Below are 16,167 nucleotides of genomic sequence, written 5' to 3' on the forward strand. Positions count from 1 at the left end.
GCTCAGCGGAATTCCTGCAGCGCGCTCCGCTGAAGGGTTGCCGTGACCACTTCCGTGCCCCTTCCTGCCGCTTTCTTCATCCGCAGTCCGTCCGGGCCCCAGAAGCCGCTCAGGCCACAGGAGGAGCCCAGTGGGGTAGTTCCGCCAAGGTTGGCCAGGATGCCGAACATCCTGTTGTCCATGGCACGGGCGCCCAAGTGCAGCTCAAGCCTGTGGTCTTCGTCCTGGGCGTAGGCGGCAGAGACGGCATATGCGTCCGCGCCGGCCTCGCCTGCCCCGGTGGAATGTTCCGGCACGGCGGCATCGAAGCAGATGGCCAGGCCGATCCTCCACCCGTCAAGGTCCAGGAGGCTGGCACCGCTGCCAGCGACGAAAATGTCCTTTTCCTGGCCGTGCAGGTGCGTCTTGAACGCGGCCTGGGCGGTGCCTTCCGGATGGATGGCCAGCGAAGCCAGCCTCGGGGTACCCCCGGGCTCCCGGTAGGCGCCTCCCACGACGGCGGTAATCCCAGTGCGGCGGCAGATTTCACGGAGATCCTCGAGCCGGTTGTCATCCTGGACCAGCCACGATTCCGGGGATTCCAGGAGGGCCAGGTTGTAGCCGGTCAGGGAAAGTTCCGGAAATACAGCCAAGCGGGCGCCGTGGGATTCCGCATCCTCGATCAGCCGGACGTGCTCCATAACGTTGGGCAGAACTCCGCCGTCGAGGGCCTGGTACTGGATGGCGGAAACAGTCAGGGCTAGTGTCACCACTTCATCCTAGGGAACAGGCCGGGACCGTGTCAGCGCAGGGCCGTGTCAGGGCGAGGAAACTCCGCCCCGCTGGCGGCCCTGGTCCGCGGGCGGCATGTCCGGGCCGCAGTACCGCCCAACGGCAGCCTCCCGCAGGCCCTCCGCCCAGGTAGCGAGGCGCTGGGCAGCCCTGACGTAGTGGAAAAGTTCCGTGGGCGTCAGGGCATCCAGATCCGTCTCCGCCAGCCGGCGCGCCAGCTCCGCTCCGGCCGGCTGCGCAGCCAGGGCAATGCCTTCCTGCTGCCACTGGACGTCCTCAGGCGATTCGCCGGCGACGAGCTGGCGGAACAGATAGTCCACAACGCCCGGGCTCATGGCCTTCATCAGACCTGCGGGCGCCACTGGGCCATCCAGGCTCCTGGTGGTCCGGTTCGATCCCTTCCCCGCCGGAATGGCCGACGGGGGCTGTGGCTGCGATGGGGTGTGCATGCCCACCATGCTATTCGAACATATATTCGAATACAAGGACTCGAGGTCAGTGTCCTGCCTGTTACAGCGCTGCCCGCGGGCGCGTGACTGCCTGGGCCCGGCAACGTGTGAGACGATCGGCTCATGACCTCCCGCGCCACGGCAAAACCATCCAGGGCGCCCCGAAGCTCATCGGCCACGGAACGGCTCCGCGGCATTGACGCGGCCCGGGGGCTGGCCCTCCTTGGCATGATGGCCACCCACCTGCTCCCCACATTCGAGTCCAATGCCGACCTCACGCCAACGTGGATCGGGCTGACATTTTCGGGCCGCGCAGCCGCCCTCTTCGCCGTGCTGGCGGGAATCGGCCTCGCCCTGTCAACGGGAAAGCAGGTACCGGCGGAGGGGGCCAGGCTGGGGGCGGCGCGCCGCGGGATTGCGCTGCGCGCGGCGGTGATTGCCGCCGTCGGACTGACGCTGGGCGGGCTGGAAGTGAACCTGGCTATCATCCTGGTCCACTACGCGCTGCTGTTCCTGTGCGTACTTCCGTTCCTGGGCCTTCGGCCGAAGGCGCTGTGCGCCTGGGCGGCAGGATGGATCCTGGTTTCGCCGGTCCTTGCCTACCTGCTCCGGCCTTGGCTGCTGGCGTCCAACCCGCCCCTGCACCTTGGGCACAATCCCTCCTGGGAGGACCTATCCACGCCAGGACCCTTGTTGGGCGATCTGTTCTTCACCGGTTACTACCCCGTCCTGCAGTGGATGTCCTACCTTTTGGTGGGCCTGCTGATCGGACGCCTTCCCCTGACCAAGGCCTTGGTGCCATGGCTGCTGCTCGCGGGCGGGACGTTGCTGGCCGTCCTCACCAAGTCCTTGGGTATTGCGGCGATGGAAAGCTGGGGAGGCAGGGCCGCCCTCGAGGACGTGCTGAATGCGCCCAACTATCCTTTGGACAGCGTCCTCCAGGTCAACCTCACCGGCGTGCCTCAGGAGGGCTCCTGGTGGTGGCTGGCTTCTGCTGCGCCCCACTCGGGCACCGCCCTTGATCTGGCGCACACGTCCGCAGTGGCGGCCGCTGTGGTGGGCGCCTGCCTGCTGCTGGGCAGGCTCGCGGACTGGCTGGACCTGGACCTGCTGCTGCCACTCCGGGGCGCGGGTGCCATGACGCTGACCCTTTATACCGTCCACGTCTGGGTGGTGGCGGGCTTCTACCTGAAGCCGCTCCCTGCTGGATGGACCGAAGACGGGATGTACTTCGCCCATGCTGCCACCGCCATTATTGTTGGCATGGTTTTTGTCCTGCTGAAGTGGCGGGGCCCCCTGGAATGGCTGGGCCATGGCGCCAACCGGCTTGGCCGCATGGAGCGGGACACCGGCCGCTGATTCTGCGCAGCGGCTATGCGGGAACCTTGCCGCGGAACAGCTTCACGGCGTCACGCATGGACGCCCGGGCACGCTTGCGGTCGCCCGCGGCGTCGTAAGCGCAGCTAAGCCGGAACCAGGAACGCCAGTCCTCAGGAGCTGCCTCAGCCTCTGCCCGGTACTTTTCGAACTCCGCGTCCGCCGCTGAACGGACAATGCGCCCGGCAGGGGTTCGCGGCAGTTCATCCACGGGGAGCCCACCTTCGGCCTCCAAGACCTTCGCCATCTGTTCAGTGCGGGCACCGAAGAGAAGTTCACGGACCATGGCCCACGCGCCAATGATGGGCAGGACCAGGTACGCGGCGCCGATCGCCTTGGCGGCGGCGTTGCTGTCCAGCAACAGCAGGACGGACCGCTGGAAGGACACCACCAGGTAGAACACCAACAGGAGCGTTATGGCACCCACCCAGATCTTGGTGCGGTTCTTCCGGAAGGCGGCCACCACGTCAGCCACGGTTCAGAGCCCCAGATCGAGGTAGCCGTCAAGGCCTACTGTGAGGCCCGGGCGGGAGGAAACATTGCGGACACCGAGCAGTACGCCAGGCATAAAGGAGGCGCGGTCAAAGGAGTCGTGACGGAACGTCAGCTGCTCCCCCGGTCCGCCAAGGAGCACTTCCTGGTGGGCTACCAGCCCCCGGAGGCGGACGCTGTGGACGCGGACACCATCCACTTCGCAGCCCCTGGCACCGGCGAGTTCGCTGGTGGTGGCATCGGGGCTGGGCGGCACATCAGCAGCTTGTCGCTCGGCGGCAATGAGCTGGGCGGTGCGCACGGCGGTGCCCGACGGCGCATCCACCTTGTCCGGGTGGTGCAGTTCGATGATTTCCACTGACTCGAAGTACTTGGAGGCCTTGGCCGCGAACGCGGAGGCCAGCACGGAGCCGAGTGCAAAGTTGGGGGCGATCAGCACACCGGTTTCCGGGTGCTCCGCGAGAAGTGATTCCAGGGCGGCGAGACGGCCAGTGTCCCAGCCGGTGGTGCCCACTACGGCATGCATTCCGTGCTCGACGGCGAACCGGATGTTCGCTTCGGTGCTCTCCGGAACCGTCAGGTCCACCACGACTTCGGCACCCGATGCGGTCAGCTGCTCCAGGGAGTCGCGACGCCCGAGCGCTGCGACCAGCTCCAGGTCTGAGGCGGCTTCAACGGCCTTGACGGCTTCGGCGCCCATGCGTCCGTTGGCGCCCAGGACGGCGACGTGCCGGGGAGCGGAAAGTTGTTGGGTCATGCCGTTAACCCTACCGTCGGGCCGGCCGCGGGATGGAACCGAAGGCTGTGCGTTACCTCCCACTGTGGGCCGGCAGGCAGGAGCAACCGGTAGCTCAGCTGCCCGCGCCCACCCACTCAACCGTGCCGTCGGCGAAGAACTGTTCCTTCCAGATGGGCACCTGCTCCTTGATTCGGTCCACCAGTTCGGAGCAGACCGCAAAAGCCTGGCCCCGGTGCGCCGCCGAAACCGCGCACACCAGCGCGGGATCGCCGATTTCCAGCATGCCGATGCGGTGGGCAGCCCAGATCCGCACCGGCTGGGTGGAGGAGCCCTCGCCCGCGTGTTCGGCAACGAGCCGGGCGACGACGTCGGCCATCACCTGGTGGGCCGTGGGGTGGGCGCTGTAACTGAGCCGCTCGACTTGCTTGCCGCCGTCGTGGTTCCTCACCACACCGCTGAAGCTGACCACTGCCCCGGCGGTATCCGATTCGACGGCCGCGATGGCCTGGTCCACGGAGATGGGCTCGGAGCTCAGGACTGCGTGGACTACCTCGAACATGGATTCAGTGCCCATGGCCGCCCTCCAACTGGTCGCAAAGGTGCCCGATCACGGGGTCCAGGACGGACAGTCCGTCCATGACGCCCTTGGGTGAACCGGGCAGGTTGACGATGAACGTGCCGCCGTGCGCGCCGGCATGACCGCGGCTGAGCGCTGCCAGCGGTGTTTTGGCCGCCCCTGCCCGCCGGATGGCCTCCATGATGCCCGGGATTTCCCGGTCCAGCAGGGGCAGCGTGACGTCGGGCGTGCGGTCGTCCGGGCTGAGCCCGGTGCCGCCGCTGGTAATCACGACGGCGGGACGCTGGGTGAGCAGCGCCCTGATCGCCGCGCCGACGGGCTCGCCGTCAGGCACCACCATGGCAGGGAACGCCTCGAAGCCGTGCTCGGTGAGCCAGTCGATGATGACCGGGCCGGTTTCGTCCTGGTAGATCCCGGCCGCGGCGCGTGTGGACGCAATGACCACGCCGGCCTTCCGGCCCTGGACGTCGCCATGCCGGTGCGGCTCCGGCAGGAAAGTACTTTCAGTGCTCACAGTTTCCAATCCCCGCTCTTGCCGCCGCTTTTCGCCAGCACCTTGATGTCCGTCAGTACAGCGTGCTTGTCCACGGCCTTGATCATGTCGTACACACTGAGGGCGGCAACAGAGGCCGCCGTGAGGGCCTCCATCTCCACGCCCGTGACTCCCCGGGTCTTGACCGTGGCCAGGATGGCGACCGAATCCGCCCCCAGCTCGAAATCCACGGTCACCTTGGACAGTGGCAGTGGATGGCACAGCGGGATGAGGTCGGGGGTCTTCTTGGCAGCCATGATGCCGGCGACGCGGGCCACCGCCAGGGCGTCCCCCTTGGGCAATCCGCCCGATCCGAGCAGGCCCAGGACTTCCGCAGTGGTGTTGACGGTGGCCGTGGCGGTGGCTTCCCGGGTGGTTTCGGCTTTCTCCGACACGTCCACCATCTGCGCACTGCCGTCCTGGCGCAAATGCGTCAGCACAGGGGGGCTTTGTTCTGAATTCACAACATCCATACTTCCACCTCGTCACCCTCCACGAGAGCCGAGAGCCCAACAGGGACGTGCACCAGGGCGTTGGATCCTGCCAGTGCGTGCATCAGGTGGGAACTTTCGCCGCCTTCCAGCCGGACTGTGCCATCGTTGTGGAGGCTTCCGCGGCGGACCTGGTGCTTGTGGGCGGGTGAGGTGAGGCCGTGCGCCAGCCGGGCCCGGACAGATGTCCGGTGCGCGGGCGTTCCAAAGAGCTCGGACAAAACCGGCCGCAGGAACATTTCGAAAGACACCAGGCAGCTCACCGGATTCCCAGGAAACCCGAGGAAGGGCACGCCCTCGAACGTGCCAATCCCCTGCGGGCCTCCCGGCTGCATGGCGACGTGAACGAAGTCGGCGCCCTGCCCCTCAAGCACCTGGCGTACCACCTCGTAAGCCCCCATGCTCACGCCGCCCGTAGTGACGATCAGGTCCACCGAAGACGCTTGGCTGGCCAGCAGCGCCTGCAGTTCACCGGGGCTGTCCGTGGCAATCCGCGTGCGCACCACCGTCAGTCCTGCCTGGCGCATGGCGCTCTCCAGCAGGGTTCCATTGGAGTTGTAGATTTTGCCGGCTGGCAGCGGCTGGCCGGGTTCCACCACTTCATCGCCCGTGGTGACCAAAAGGACTGTCAACCCCTTGTGCACGGTCACTTCGTCGATACCCAGCCCTGCCAGGAGCCCCAGTTGGGCCGGTCCGAGGAAGGTCCCTGTAGCCAGCGCCTGCTCTCCCGCGGCGAGGTCGCTGCCGACGGACCGCACAAACGTTCCAGACGCCGTGGATGGCAGCCACACAGTGCTGTCCGTTTCCGGGTCCGGGAACCGGTCCGGTACTGCTTTCTCGACGGGGACGACGGCGTCCGCGCCGGCCGGGATCATGGCGCCGGTCATGATCGGGGCGGCCCAGCCCGGCTCCAATGGCGCCGGCATGGCACCGGCCGGAACGGGGGCAGCCACACGGAGCTCCGCGCCGCCGTCGGGCATTGCTGCGCTGTTGACGGCAAAACCGTCCATTTGCGAGTTGGCGAACGGCGGCAGGCTGACCGGCGCCGTCACCTCGTCCGCCAGCCCCCTGCCCAGGGCATCCCGCAAGGCCACCCGTTCAGTGCGGCCCGCAGCTCGCAGCGGTGCCAGCAGCTCCACGACAGCCGTTCGGTGCTCCTCCACCGACCTGGCGCTGTGGTTGCCTGTGCGGTGCGAGCCGCCGGAGGGAACGCCGTCGTGGGCGGGCGCGTGGCCGTGCGGATGCGGGACACTGGGCATGTGACTGCTTTCGGTTGCGGCCAGTTACGGGTTCACGTCAACTCTAATGGTGTGGAAGCCGGTGGCTCCGTCGGGCGCAACGGCCCGGCGTTCCTCTGCCTGCGGTTCGCCATCCAGGTCGGTGGCGCGCACTTGGACCTCATACTGGCCGGGACTCAGTTCGATCCCGCACTTCCACTGATACCAGGTGTCCACCGAGATCCCGGGGGCAAGCTTGGCCTCCTGCCAGGCACCCCTGTTGACACGCACCTCCACCTTGCCGATCCCGGTGTGCTGGGCCCAAGCCACTCCGCCGAACATGACCGTGCCCGTGGCGACCGCCCGGCCGCTGCGCGGCACGTCGATCCGGGACGACGTTTTGATGGGGCCGTGGTCCGACCAGCCACGGGTTGTCCAGTAGGCGACGTCGTCCGCGAACCTGGTGACCTTCAGTTCCGTGAGCCATTTGGTGGCTGATACGTAACCGTAGAGCCCGGGGACCACGAGACGCACGGGAAACCCATGCTCCAGCGGCAGCGGCTCACCGTTCATTCCGATGGCCAGGATGGCGTCCCGGCTGTCAGTGAGGACGTCCAGGGGCGTGCTCGCCGTCCAGCCGTCGGTGCTCCTGGAGAGGACCATGTCCGCGTCCGGCCGCGGCCGGGCCAAGGCAAGGAGTTCGCGGACCGGCCAGCCCAGCCAGCGGGCATTGCCGATCAAATCGCCGCCCACCTCATTGGACACGCAGGCGATGGTCACGTGCCGTTCGATCAGGGGCTTGGCCAGCAGTTCGTCGAAGGTCAGTTCGACTTCCTCAGCCACGAGGCCGGTGACGCGCAGGACCCATTTCCCGGGATCAATCGCGGGCACGGCGAGGGCTGTGTCGATTCGGTAGAAGTCGATGTTGGGCGTCACCAACGGTTCCATGCCGTCAAGCCCTACCTCCGCGCCGGACGGAATGGGCGGCGCGGCCGATCCCGCGGCAGGGAGCCGAAGCTGCTGGCGGGCTTCGTTCACAAGGGTGGCCGCACCCCGCCACACCGTGGCGAGGGCTCCGCCCAGCGCGGTGACCGCCGCCCCGCCGGCCAGGAACTGCAGGAAGCTTCGCCGGGGCTGCCCTGCGACTTCGGCATTAGCCGGGTTGTCCAGCCACCTGTGCAGCCTGCCGGTCAAAACACGCAGCAGAATCACCGCTGCCAGCACTACCAGCAACGGAACCGCGACGGCGGCAGGGGTCGCCTGCTGCCTGGTCAGCACAGCGGCCGCTCCGGCGAGCCCAAAGACAGCAATCACCAGCGCGCCGGCAAAACGCCTGCGGTATTCGAGGACTCCCGCCAGGGCAGCCAACGCGGCGATGACGAGTGCCATCCCCACCAGCAACGCCACTTTGTCGGACGTGCCGAACACCGCGATGGCCCAGTCCTTCACTGCGGGCGGCACGGCGTCAATCACGGCTCCGCCGACCGCGGTCATGGGAGATACAGCCGGGCTCACCAGGCCGGCGACCAGCTCTCCGAACACCACCCCGCCGCCCACCGCCACCATTCCGGAAGCCGCGGCCCAGCGGGCGCTCCGGTTGCCTGCACCGGCGGTTCCTGGCGTTGCCGGGGGTCGAGTGCCGCCGTCGGCCGTTCCCTCACTGCGCTCGGGTTTGTCCACAACTCCAGCATAGGTTCGCCCGCCCCCGGCGGCACTGGCCAGGGCGCGAAGGCTTCGCTGATTTGCGGAGACTGGTATGTCAGTCGCGGTTCAATGCGTCACGGACGTCCTGCCCGGGCGAAAGTTGGCGTAGCCTGAATTCATGAGTGTTCAGCTTGGCATGCCGCAGCCACGGGACGCCGCAGGCGCCTCCCTGCCGCCCAGGCCTGCCGCGCGCCCTGCCGATGCCCCTGCGGGGCTGGTGGACCGCTACGGCCGCAGGGCAACGGACATGAGGCTGTCGCTGACGGACAAGTGCAACCTGAGGTGCACGTACTGCATGCCTGCCGAGGGCCTGGAGTGGCTGGCCAAGCAGGCGGTCATGTCAGCTGAGGAGATCGTTCGGATTGTCCGAATCGGCGTCGACAGGCTGGGGGTCAGGGAGCTTCGGCTGACCGGCGGCGAACCTCTTGTCCGGCATGACCTCGTGGATATAATCGCCGCGCTCCGGAACAACCACCCCGACTTGCCGATCTCCATGACAACCAACGGGGTGGGCCTGACCAAAAAGGCCGCCGCGCTGAAGGCGGCCGGGCTAACCCGCATCAATGTCTCCCTGGACTCGCTGCATGAGGAGACCTTCACCAAGCTGACCCGCAGGCCATTCCTGGACCAGGTGCTGGCCGGGGTGGATGCTGCGTGGGCTGCCGGCCTGGGGCCGGTCAAACTCAACGCCGTACTCATGCGGGGCATCAACGACGCGGAGTCGCCGTCGCTGCTGGCATGGGCACTGGACCGAGGTTACGAGTTGCGCTTCATCGAGCAGATGCCCCTGGACGCCGATCACGGCTGGACCCGGCGGAACATGATCACTGCTGCCGAGATCCGTTCCCTGCTTTCCGTGGACTACGTCCTGAGCCCGGATCCGCGTGCCCGCGACGGTGCCCCCGCGGAACGTTTTGAAGTACGACGCCGGGTGGCCGGGTCTGAGGACGCGCACGGGCCCGTGCTGGGCACCGTGGGAATCATCGCCTCCGTCACTGAGCCGTTCTGTTCTGATTGCCGCAGGACCCGGATCACCGCCGAAGGCAAGATCATGAGCTGCCTTTTCTCCAGGGAAGAGTTTGACCTCCTGGGGCTCCTGCGGGAGGGGGCCAGCGATGACGCCCTGGCCGAACGGTGGCAGGACGCCATGTGGGTCAAACCCAAGGCACACGGCATGGACCACGTGGGACTGGACGCCCCGGATTTCGTCCAGCCTGACCGCAGCATGAGCGCCATCGGAGGCTGAATTCTTGAACGTACGATACTTCGCTGCCGCGCGCGCCGCTGCAGGTGTGGAAGAGGAGCAATTCGAGCTGCCCGTTGGCGCCACGGTTGAGTCGCTGCTCGAGGCCGTGCTGGCTGTGCAGCGCCCCGAACCGCCGGCGGGAACTCCTCCTCTGCCGCGCATCCTTTCACGGAGCAGCTTCCTGCTCAACGAGGTGGCTGTGCGGGACCGGGGTGTGGCACTTCAGCCAGGAGATGTGGTGGACGTCCTCCCGCCGTTCGCCGGGGGCTAGGCAACTTCCGTTTACACTCGTTCTGTTTACACTCGCGCGAACGCATGCTTGCTGGCTTCGCGGGCGCGGCCAAAGCCCGCTGCGAATGTGGTCTTGGACGGGGCCGGGAGGTTATCCACATAGCGTGGTTGATGTGCTGTTTTTGTTGGCGGGTCGCTCGATGATGGGGGTATGGAGAGGTCGACAGCGGACGGTGCCTTGGAGGCCCTTATGGCTTCTGCCGCTGCGCTTGTCGTCGTTGTCCCAGGTCCGGAATCCGCTGGTGCCTGCGTTCCGGATCCGCTGCGGACTCAGGCCGATGGCTGGCTGGACTCCCTTCAGGAGGCGTGCCGGCTGCAGGCTGCCACGGCTGCCTTTATCGTTCACGCCGCTGCCGGGTTCGCCGACGCAACCCGGGCGATGTCCCGTCCGGATGAGCAGCCGCACCAGCGCCTCGCGCAGGAGATGGGCATCGTCTCGGAACTCGCGTGTGTGATGACGGTGAGCGAACGCTCGGCCTCGGCGTTGCTGGCGCAGGCCCATGAGCTGACCACTGCCCTGCCGCTGACGCTGGCTGCGCTGCAGTCCGGGGATCTGTCGTGGCAGCATTCGCGGGTCATGGTCGATGAAACCACCGGGCTGGATGCGGCCGGGGCGGCGGCGTTGGAGGCCCGTTTCCTGGGCCCGGACGTGCCGGACGCAGCCAAGAGGTGCCCGGCCGGTGACCTGGTCCCGTCCCGATTCCGGGCCAAGGCCCGGACCTGGCGGGAACGGCACCACCCGGTGAGTATTGAAAAGCGCCACGCCAGGAGTGTGTTGGACCGGCGGCTGGAGTACGTCCCGGACCGGGACGGCATGGCCTGGCTTTCGGCCTACCTTCCCGCGGACCAGGCGGCCGGGATCTGGAACCGCACCACCGCCACCGCCCGCACCCTCCAGGGCCCGGCCGAGACCCGCACCATGACCCAGCTCCGCGCCGACATCGCCGCCCAACTGCTCCTCAGCGCCGGCTTCACCCCCAGCAGCCCGGCAGCTGGCAGCACCGACACTGCCCCCGGCAACAGCGCCGGCACCTGCAGTGTGAGCGTCAATGGTGGTGTGGCCCGCAGCACCAGCGACGGCACCAGAACGAGCACCGGCTTCAGCGACGGAACTGCCACCAGCTCCAACGATGTCGTGGCTGGTGGCGTTCCGGCCGCCGACTCGGCCAACGCCAGTGATGTCGCGGCGGGCCAAGTACCGTCGCCGGCTGCGCAGGTCCTGGTGACGGTGCCGGTGTTCGCGCTGATGGGGCTGACGGACGAACCTGCCGATCTTGACGGGTACGGGCCGATCCCGGCGTCCATGGCCCGGAAGCTGGTCGCTGACGGGTCGTCCTCATTCCGCCGAATACTGGTTGACCCCCGGGATGGGGCGCCACTGGAGATCGGCCGCCAAAGCTACCGGATCCCCGCCGCGATGCGCCAATGGCTGAGGATGCGCGACGGCAAATGCCCGTTTCCTGGCTGCAACAACCAGTCCTTGGACAACGAAGCGGACCACATTCTGGCTTGGGCTCACGGCGGGACCACCGGCGCATCCAACCTCGGGCAACTTTGCCGCAAACACCATCGGCTCAAGCACACCACAACCTGGGCCCCCACCGGCGCCTGCAAGGACAAACCACCCGGCTGGACATCACCCACGGGCAGGCACTACCCGAGCGAACACCACGACTGGGAACCACCCCAACTGCCTGCTGCGGTGCAGGATGCGTTGCACGCCCTGGACCGCACACCTGCCCGGAATAGGAACCGTGTCCTGGATCCGGACAGCGAGCCGGCCCCGGATCCGCACCCGGCTATGGCCAGTGTTCGGGGCCCGGACTGGTAACAACCCTGGACACGTGCCGCAGGGACTCATCCGCCCGGTGCAGCAGCGTCATCGCCCGGTGCCGCATGATTGAAATATGCCGGCTGGGAGCCGCTCTTGGGGCGCCGAGCGTACGTTCGCGCCGTGAGTTGCGCCAGTGCCGTGAGCCGCGCTATTCAGGCCCGGCGGCACTCCGAAGTCATAAAAGGCACGAAATGGGGTGCGTCCCCGAGGCGCAGCTCTGCGGTGTGCGTGAGCACCCCGTTGTCCACCCGGAATGTATGGCGTGCGGTCCCCCGGTCACTATGGCGCTCCACGCGAAGGACCCCCTCAACCCACGTGCAGCGGACCGGAGCCCCCGGAGGCAGCCCCAGACTGTCCACGTAATACCAAAGAACGTCGTCATGATCGGGGTCGACCGTGAAGACGCCGTGTCCTTCGAAATGGGTGCCGTCCGCTTCCGTATGCCGGTAGCTCTGCACCACCGCGTAGCCACCGGCCGCCCGGGTGTAATTCACTTCCGCTTCGGCGGTGCGTTCGGGGCCCCACGCGGACGCCGCAAGCCGCGTGGTTCCGCGCCAGTGTCCCAGGAAGTCCTCGAGTACAGCGTGCACGGTGCCACTCTGCGGCCGGTTCATAGCTCCATTATGTCGGGGCGCAGCAACATCCCGCTCAGAGCCCGAAAGTCTCGGTTTCTTCAAACGGGCCAACCACTGTCACCGTGCGGGGCGCTGCGGCGAGCTCCTTCGCAAGATCCTGGACTTCCTCGGCCGTAACGGACTTGATCAGCCGCAGGGTCTCATCGATGTCCTGGTACTCGCCGGACACCAGTTCGGCGCGGCCCAGCCGGGACATGCGTGACCCGGTGTCCTCCAGGGCAAGGACAATCCCGCCACAGAGCTGGCCCACGGCCTTGCGGAGTTCGTCGTCGGAAATCCCGCCTTCGGCGAGCTTGTCCAGCTCGGCGCCGAGGAGATCCAGCACCTGGCGGACCTTCGATGGTGTGCATCCGGCATACATCCCGAAGTAGCCGGCGTCGGCGTAGGAGGAAGCGAAAGAGTAGGTGGAGTACACCAGGCCGCGCTTCTCGCGGATTTCCTGGAAGAGGCGCGAGGACATGCCGCCGCCCAGAACAGCGTTGAGTACGCTCATGACGTAGCGGCGGTCATCCGTGGCCACTATGGTGGGGCAGCCCATGATGATGTTTGCCTGTTCCACCGCACGCTTGACCACATGCAGGCCGGCAGTGCCGGTGATGTCCGCGCGCTCAGTGGAGCGCCGCTCCACGGGGGCTGCATCTGGCTCAAGCGACCAACCGGCAGCGTGGAGCGCCTCCACCACCAGGCCGCAGACGACGTCGTGCTCAAGGCCTCCAGCGGCGGTGATGACCAGCTCGTCCGGGCGGTAGTAGCGGCGGTAATGCTCCCAGACGGAGTCGCGGGCAACCGCCCGGATGGCTGCGGGGGTGCCGCCGATGGGGCGGCCGAGCGGATGCGTGCCCAGCACGGCAGCCACAAAGTTTTCGTGTGCCACGTCCGTGGGGTCGTCGCTGTCCATGGCGATTTCTTCGAGGATGACGTCGCGTTCCTGCTCCATTTCGGCGGGATCCAGGACGGCGCCGGTGATCATGTCGGCAATGACGTCAATGGCCATAGGCAGATCGGAGTCCAGCACGCGTGCGAAGTAGCAGGTGCTCTCCTTGGCGGTGGCCGCGTTGGATTCCCCGCCCACCTCGTCGAATGCCGAGGCGATTTCCAGGGCCGTGCGCCGCTTGGTTCCCTTGAACAGCAGGTGTTCGAGGAAGTGCGTTGAACCGTGCTGTCCCGGGGCCTCGTCGCGCGACCCGACACCCACCCAGAAACCGATCGTTGCCGAGCGCTGGCCCGGCATCGCCTCGGTGAGCACCCGAACGCCGCCGGGGAGCACCGAACGCCTGACGACGGAGCCGCCGTCGGTTCCGTGGACGAAGGTGTCACCGGGCTGGTTCTGCTCAAGCGGCAGGGGTACAACAGTCATTGAAGCCTTTCGGGAGCGGCAGCCGGATCTGGCTGCCATCGTAACAGCGGCGGGGCCGGTGGATCATCCACCGGCCCCGCCGATTCATGCTGTGTGGTGCAGGAGCCGATTACTCGGAGTCTGCAGAGCCCTCTGCCCCGGCGGAAGCGTGAACGCGCTCGGGCTCGCCGGCGCCTTCTTCTTCAGCCACAACGGGTGAGAGCGACAGCTTTCCGCGGTCGTCGATCTTGGTGATTTCCACCTGGATCTTCTGGCCCACGGACACAACGTCATCAACGTTGTCCACGCGCTTGCCGCTGGCCAGCTTGCGCAGCTCGGAGATGTGCAGCAGGCCGTCCTTGCCCGGAGTCAGGGAAATGAAGGCACCGAAGGTGGTGGTCTTGACGACCGTACCCAGGTAACGCTCGCCGATTTCCGGGACCTGCGGGTTGGCAATGGCGTTGATGGCGGAGCGTGCTGCGTCGGCAGACGGACCGTTCGTGGCGCCAATGTAGACCGTGCCGTCGTCCTCGATGGAGATGTCGGCGCCGGTGTCTTCCTGGATCTGGTTGATCATCTTGCCCTTGGGCCCAATGACCTCGCCGATCTTGTCAACCGGGATCTTGACCGCGATGACGCGCGGCGCGAACTCGGAGAGTTCATCCGGGGTGTCGATCGCGGAGTTGATGACATCCAGGATGTGCAGGCGGGCTTCGCGGGCCTGCTTCAGTGCTGCTGCCAGCACGGAGGCGGGGATGCCGTCGAGCTTGGTGTCCAGCTGGATGGCCGTGACGAACTCGGAAGTACCGGCAACCTTGAAGTCCATGTCGCCGAAAGCATCTTCGGCACCCAGGATGTCCGTGAGGGCTGCGTAGCGGGTCTGGCCGTCAACCTGGTCGGAGACCAGGCCCATGGCGATACCTGCAACTGCTGCCTTCAGCGGCACACCTGCGTTGAGCATGGACAGCGTGGAGGCGCAGACCGAACCCATCGACGTCGAACCGTTGGAGCTGAGGGCCTCCGACACCTGGCGGATGGCGTACGGGAATTCCTCGCGGGACGGAAGCACCGGCACGAGTGCGCGCTCTGCCAAGGCACCGTGGCCGATTTCGCGGCGCTTGGGCGAGCCCACGCGGCCGGTCTCACCGGTGGAGTACGGCGGGAAGTTGTAGTTGTGCATGTAGCGCTTGCGCGTTACGGGAGACAGCGAGTCGATCTGCTGTTCCATCTTCAGCATGTTCAGCGTGGTGACACCCATGATCTGGGTCTCGCCGCGCTCGAAGATGGCGGAACCGTGAACGCGGGGCAGAACCTCGACCTCGGCGGTGAGCTGGCGGATGTCCGTCAGGCCACGGCCGTCGATGCGGATCTGGTCCTTGAGGATGCGCTGGCGCACAACGTGCTTGGTGACCGAGCGGAACGCTGCGGACAGCTCCTTCTCGCGGCCTTCGAACTGGCCGGCCAGGGAAGAGGTGACCTCGTCCTTCAGTGCGTCCGAAGCGGTGTCGCGCTCCTGCTTGTCAGCGATCTGGAAGACAGCGGCGAGCTTCTCGGCGGCAGCAGCCTCAACAGCGGCGTAGACGTCGTCCTCGTAGTCGAGGAAGACCGGGAACTCGACGGTCGGCTTGGCAGCACGGGCAGCGAGGTCGGCCTGGGCGTCGCACAGTGCCTTGATGAACGGCTTGGCAGCCTCGAGGCCTTCGGAGACAACCTCTTCGGTGGGAGCGGTGGCGCCCTGTTCCTTGATGAGGTTCCAGGAGTTGTCCGTGGCCTCGGCTTCGACCATCATGATGGCGACGTCGTCACCGGCGATGCGGCCGGCCACAACCATGTTGAACACGGAGTTCTCAAGCTGGGAGTGCTTCGGGAAAGCAACCCACTGCGAGCCGTTCTCGTCAGCGACGAGGGCAACGCGGACGCCGCCGATCGGGCCGGAGAAAGGCAGGCCGGAGAGCTGGGTGGACATGGAGGAAGCATTGATGGCCACAACGTCGTAGAGCTCGTCCGGGTTGATCGCCAGGACGGTGACCACGATCTGGACCTCGTTGCGCAGGCCCTTGATGAAGGCGGGGCGCAGCGGCCGGTCCATCAGGCGGCAGGCCAGGATGGCTTCGGTGGACGGGCGGCCTTCGCGGCGGAAGAACGAACCCGGGATGCGGCCGGCAGCGTACATGCGCTCTTCGACGTCGACCGTCAGGGGGAAGAAGTCGAAGCCTTCGCGCGGGTGCTTGCCGGCAGTGGTTGCGGACAGCAGCGCGGTGTCTTCGTCGATGTACACCATGGCTGCGCCGGCTGCCTGCTTGGCAAGGCGGCCGGTTTCAAAGCGGATTACACGCTTGCCAAAGCGGCCATTGTCAATGACTGCTTCTGAGAACTGGATTTCGGGACCCTCCAAGAGAGTCACCTCCGTTTCTTGATTTGAACGGAAGTCCAGCCGCATCAACCCAGCCCAGCATCTGTCTACTGGCCTGCACTG

16 protein-coding genes are annotated in these 16,167 nt (G+C 66.7%); 4 read left to right on the forward strand and 12 right to left on the reverse strand.

From position 1 onward, the window contains the following. Positions 1-2 precede the first annotated feature (2 nt). Positions 3-749 carry a carbon-nitrogen hydrolase family protein gene (locus tag ACFC25_RS14220; protein ID WP_376046190.1) on the reverse strand — a complete coding sequence of 249 codons (747 nt, stop codon included), beginning with the start codon at positions 747-749 and terminating at the stop codon, positions 3-5. Between the two features lie 48 nt (positions 750-797). Further along, entirely contained in the window at positions 798-1,220 is a 423-nt protein-coding gene (locus ACFC25_RS14225; protein WP_376046192.1) for a hypothetical protein, read from the reverse strand. Positions 1,221-1,343: 123 nt separating this feature from the next. Between ACFC25_RS14225 and ACFC25_RS14230 the strand changes: the two genes are divergently transcribed. Further along, positions 1,344-2,579, forward strand: coding sequence for a heparan-alpha-glucosaminide N-acetyltransferase domain-containing protein (locus ACFC25_RS14230; protein ID WP_337352232.1), 1,236 nt, complete (start codon positions 1,344-1,346; stop codon positions 2,577-2,579). Positions 2,580-2,592: 13 nt separating this feature from the next. Here ACFC25_RS14230 and ACFC25_RS14235 read toward each other — a convergent pair whose 3' ends face one another. The 7 genes from ACFC25_RS14235 to ACFC25_RS14265 all read right to left on the reverse strand — a co-directional run bounded on the left by ACFC25_RS14235 (position 2,593) and on the right by ACFC25_RS14265 (position 8,139). Further along, positions 2,593-3,072 (reverse strand): hypothetical protein, encoded by a 480-nt coding sequence (locus tag ACFC25_RS14235; protein WP_376046195.1) that lies wholly within the window; start codon positions 3,070-3,072, stop codon positions 2,593-2,595. A 3-nt stretch (positions 3,073-3,075) separates the two neighbouring features. After that, positions 3,076-3,846: a 4-hydroxy-tetrahydrodipicolinate reductase gene (gene dapB, locus ACFC25_RS14240; RefSeq protein WP_376046198.1), complete on the reverse strand. Its 771-nt coding sequence runs from the start codon at positions 3,844-3,846 to the stop codon at positions 3,076-3,078. 94 nt (positions 3,847-3,940) lie between these two features. Continuing rightward, on the reverse strand, positions 3,941-4,402 hold the full coding sequence (locus ACFC25_RS14245; protein WP_337347620.1) for a molybdenum cofactor biosynthesis protein MoaE: 462 nt from the start codon (positions 4,400-4,402) through the stop codon (positions 3,941-3,943). Continuing rightward, on the reverse strand, positions 4,392-4,919 hold the full coding sequence (locus ACFC25_RS14250) for a MogA/MoaB family molybdenum cofactor biosynthesis protein (RefSeq protein ID WP_376046201.1): 528 nt from the start codon (positions 4,917-4,919) through the stop codon (positions 4,392-4,394). Before ACFC25_RS14250 ends, ACFC25_RS14245 begins: the two co-directional genes overlap by 11 nt. Next, entirely contained in the window at positions 4,916-5,410 is a 495-nt protein-coding gene (moaC, locus tag ACFC25_RS14255) for a cyclic pyranopterin monophosphate synthase MoaC (RefSeq protein ID WP_337347618.1), read from the reverse strand. Before moaC ends, ACFC25_RS14250 begins: the two co-directional genes overlap by 4 nt. Further along, the gene (gene glp / locus ACFC25_RS14260) at positions 5,398-6,687 is read right to left on the reverse strand and encodes a gephyrin-like molybdotransferase Glp (protein ID WP_376046205.1); all 1,290 of its coding nucleotides are present in this window, start codon (positions 6,685-6,687) and stop codon (positions 5,398-5,400) included. Before glp ends, moaC begins: the two co-directional genes overlap by 13 nt. Positions 6,688-6,711: 24 nt before the next feature. After that, positions 6,712-8,139, reverse strand: coding sequence for a molybdopterin-dependent oxidoreductase (locus ACFC25_RS14265; RefSeq protein ID WP_376046420.1), 1,428 nt, complete (start codon positions 8,137-8,139; stop codon positions 6,712-6,714). A gap of 328 nt (positions 8,140-8,467) precedes the next feature. Between ACFC25_RS14265 and moaA the strand changes: the two genes are divergently transcribed. The 3 genes from moaA to ACFC25_RS14280 all read left to right on the forward strand — a co-directional run bounded on the left by moaA (position 8,468) and on the right by ACFC25_RS14280 (position 11,717). After that, entirely contained in the window at positions 8,468-9,595 is a 1,128-nt protein-coding gene (gene moaA, locus ACFC25_RS14270) for a GTP 3',8-cyclase MoaA (protein WP_376046208.1), read from the forward strand. A 4-nt stretch (positions 9,596-9,599) separates the two neighbouring features. Then, complete coding sequence (locus tag ACFC25_RS14275) at positions 9,600-9,866, forward strand: MoaD/ThiS family protein (RefSeq protein WP_337347615.1); 267 nt, start codon at positions 9,600-9,602, stop codon at positions 9,864-9,866. A gap of 171 nt (positions 9,867-10,037) precedes the next feature. Further along, positions 10,038-11,717 (forward strand): DUF222 domain-containing protein, encoded by a 1,680-nt coding sequence (locus ACFC25_RS14280; RefSeq protein ID WP_376046211.1) that lies wholly within the window; start codon positions 10,038-10,040, stop codon positions 11,715-11,717. Between the two features lie 155 nt (positions 11,718-11,872). Here ACFC25_RS14280 and ACFC25_RS14285 read toward each other — a convergent pair whose 3' ends face one another. The 3 genes from ACFC25_RS14285 to ACFC25_RS14295 all read right to left on the reverse strand — a co-directional run bounded on the left by ACFC25_RS14285 (position 11,873) and on the right by ACFC25_RS14295 (position 16,086). Continuing rightward, on the reverse strand, positions 11,873-12,334 hold the full coding sequence (locus tag ACFC25_RS14285) for a DUF1579 domain-containing protein (RefSeq protein WP_376046214.1): 462 nt from the start codon (positions 12,332-12,334) through the stop codon (positions 11,873-11,875). 34 nt (positions 12,335-12,368) lie between these two features. Then, the gene (locus ACFC25_RS14290; RefSeq protein ID WP_337347613.1) at positions 12,369-13,712 is read right to left on the reverse strand and encodes a pitrilysin family protein; all 1,344 of its coding nucleotides are present in this window, start codon (positions 13,710-13,712) and stop codon (positions 12,369-12,371) included. Between the two features lie 109 nt (positions 13,713-13,821). Continuing rightward, positions 13,822-16,086 (reverse strand): polyribonucleotide nucleotidyltransferase, encoded by a 2,265-nt coding sequence (locus tag ACFC25_RS14295; protein WP_337347693.1) that lies wholly within the window; start codon positions 16,084-16,086, stop codon positions 13,822-13,824. Positions 16,087-16,167 lie beyond the last annotated feature (81 nt).

Origin of the sequence: Pseudarthrobacter sp. NPDC055928 (assembly GCF_042270935.1) — a bacterium.
GTDB lineage: Bacteria > Actinomycetota > Actinomycetes > Actinomycetales > Micrococcaceae > Arthrobacter.

What these genes read in the sequence shown, in the direction of transcription:
- ACFC25_RS14230 (WP_337352232.1), top strand. Translation starts at nt 1,344, where the DNA reads ATGACCTCCCGCGCCACGGCAAAACCATCCAGGGCGCCCCGAAGCTCA.
- ACFC25_RS14265 (WP_376046420.1), bottom strand. Translation starts at nt 8,139, where the DNA reads ATGACCGCGGTCGGCGGAGCCGTGATTGACGCCGTGCCGCCCGCAGTG.
- moaA (WP_376046208.1), top strand. Translation starts at nt 8,468, where the DNA reads ATGAGTGTTCAGCTTGGCATGCCGCAGCCACGGGACGCCGCAGGCGCC.
- ACFC25_RS14225 (WP_376046192.1), bottom strand. Translation starts at nt 1,220, where the DNA reads ATGCACACCCCATCGCAGCCACAGCCCCCGTCGGCCATTCCGGCGGGG.
- dapB (WP_376046198.1), bottom strand. Translation starts at nt 3,846, where the DNA reads ATGACCCAACAACTTTCCGCTCCCCGGCACGTCGCCGTCCTGGGCGCC.
- ACFC25_RS14280 (WP_376046211.1), top strand. Translation starts at nt 10,038, where the DNA reads ATGGAGAGGTCGACAGCGGACGGTGCCTTGGAGGCCCTTATGGCTTCT.
- ACFC25_RS14285 (WP_376046214.1), bottom strand. Translation starts at nt 12,334, where the DNA reads ATGAACCGGCCGCAGAGTGGCACCGTGCACGCTGTACTCGAGGACTTC.
- ACFC25_RS14245 (WP_337347620.1), bottom strand. Translation starts at nt 4,402, where the DNA reads ATGGGCACTGAATCCATGTTCGAGGTAGTCCACGCAGTCCTGAGCTCC.
- ACFC25_RS14290 (WP_337347613.1), bottom strand. Translation starts at nt 13,712, where the DNA reads ATGACTGTTGTACCCCTGCCGCTTGAGCAGAACCAGCCCGGTGACACC.
- moaC (WP_337347618.1), bottom strand. Translation starts at nt 5,410, where the DNA reads ATGGATGTTGTGAATTCAGAACAAAGCCCCCCTGTGCTGACGCATTTG.
- glp (WP_376046205.1), bottom strand. Translation starts at nt 6,687, where the DNA reads ATGCCCAGTGTCCCGCATCCGCACGGCCACGCGCCCGCCCACGACGGC.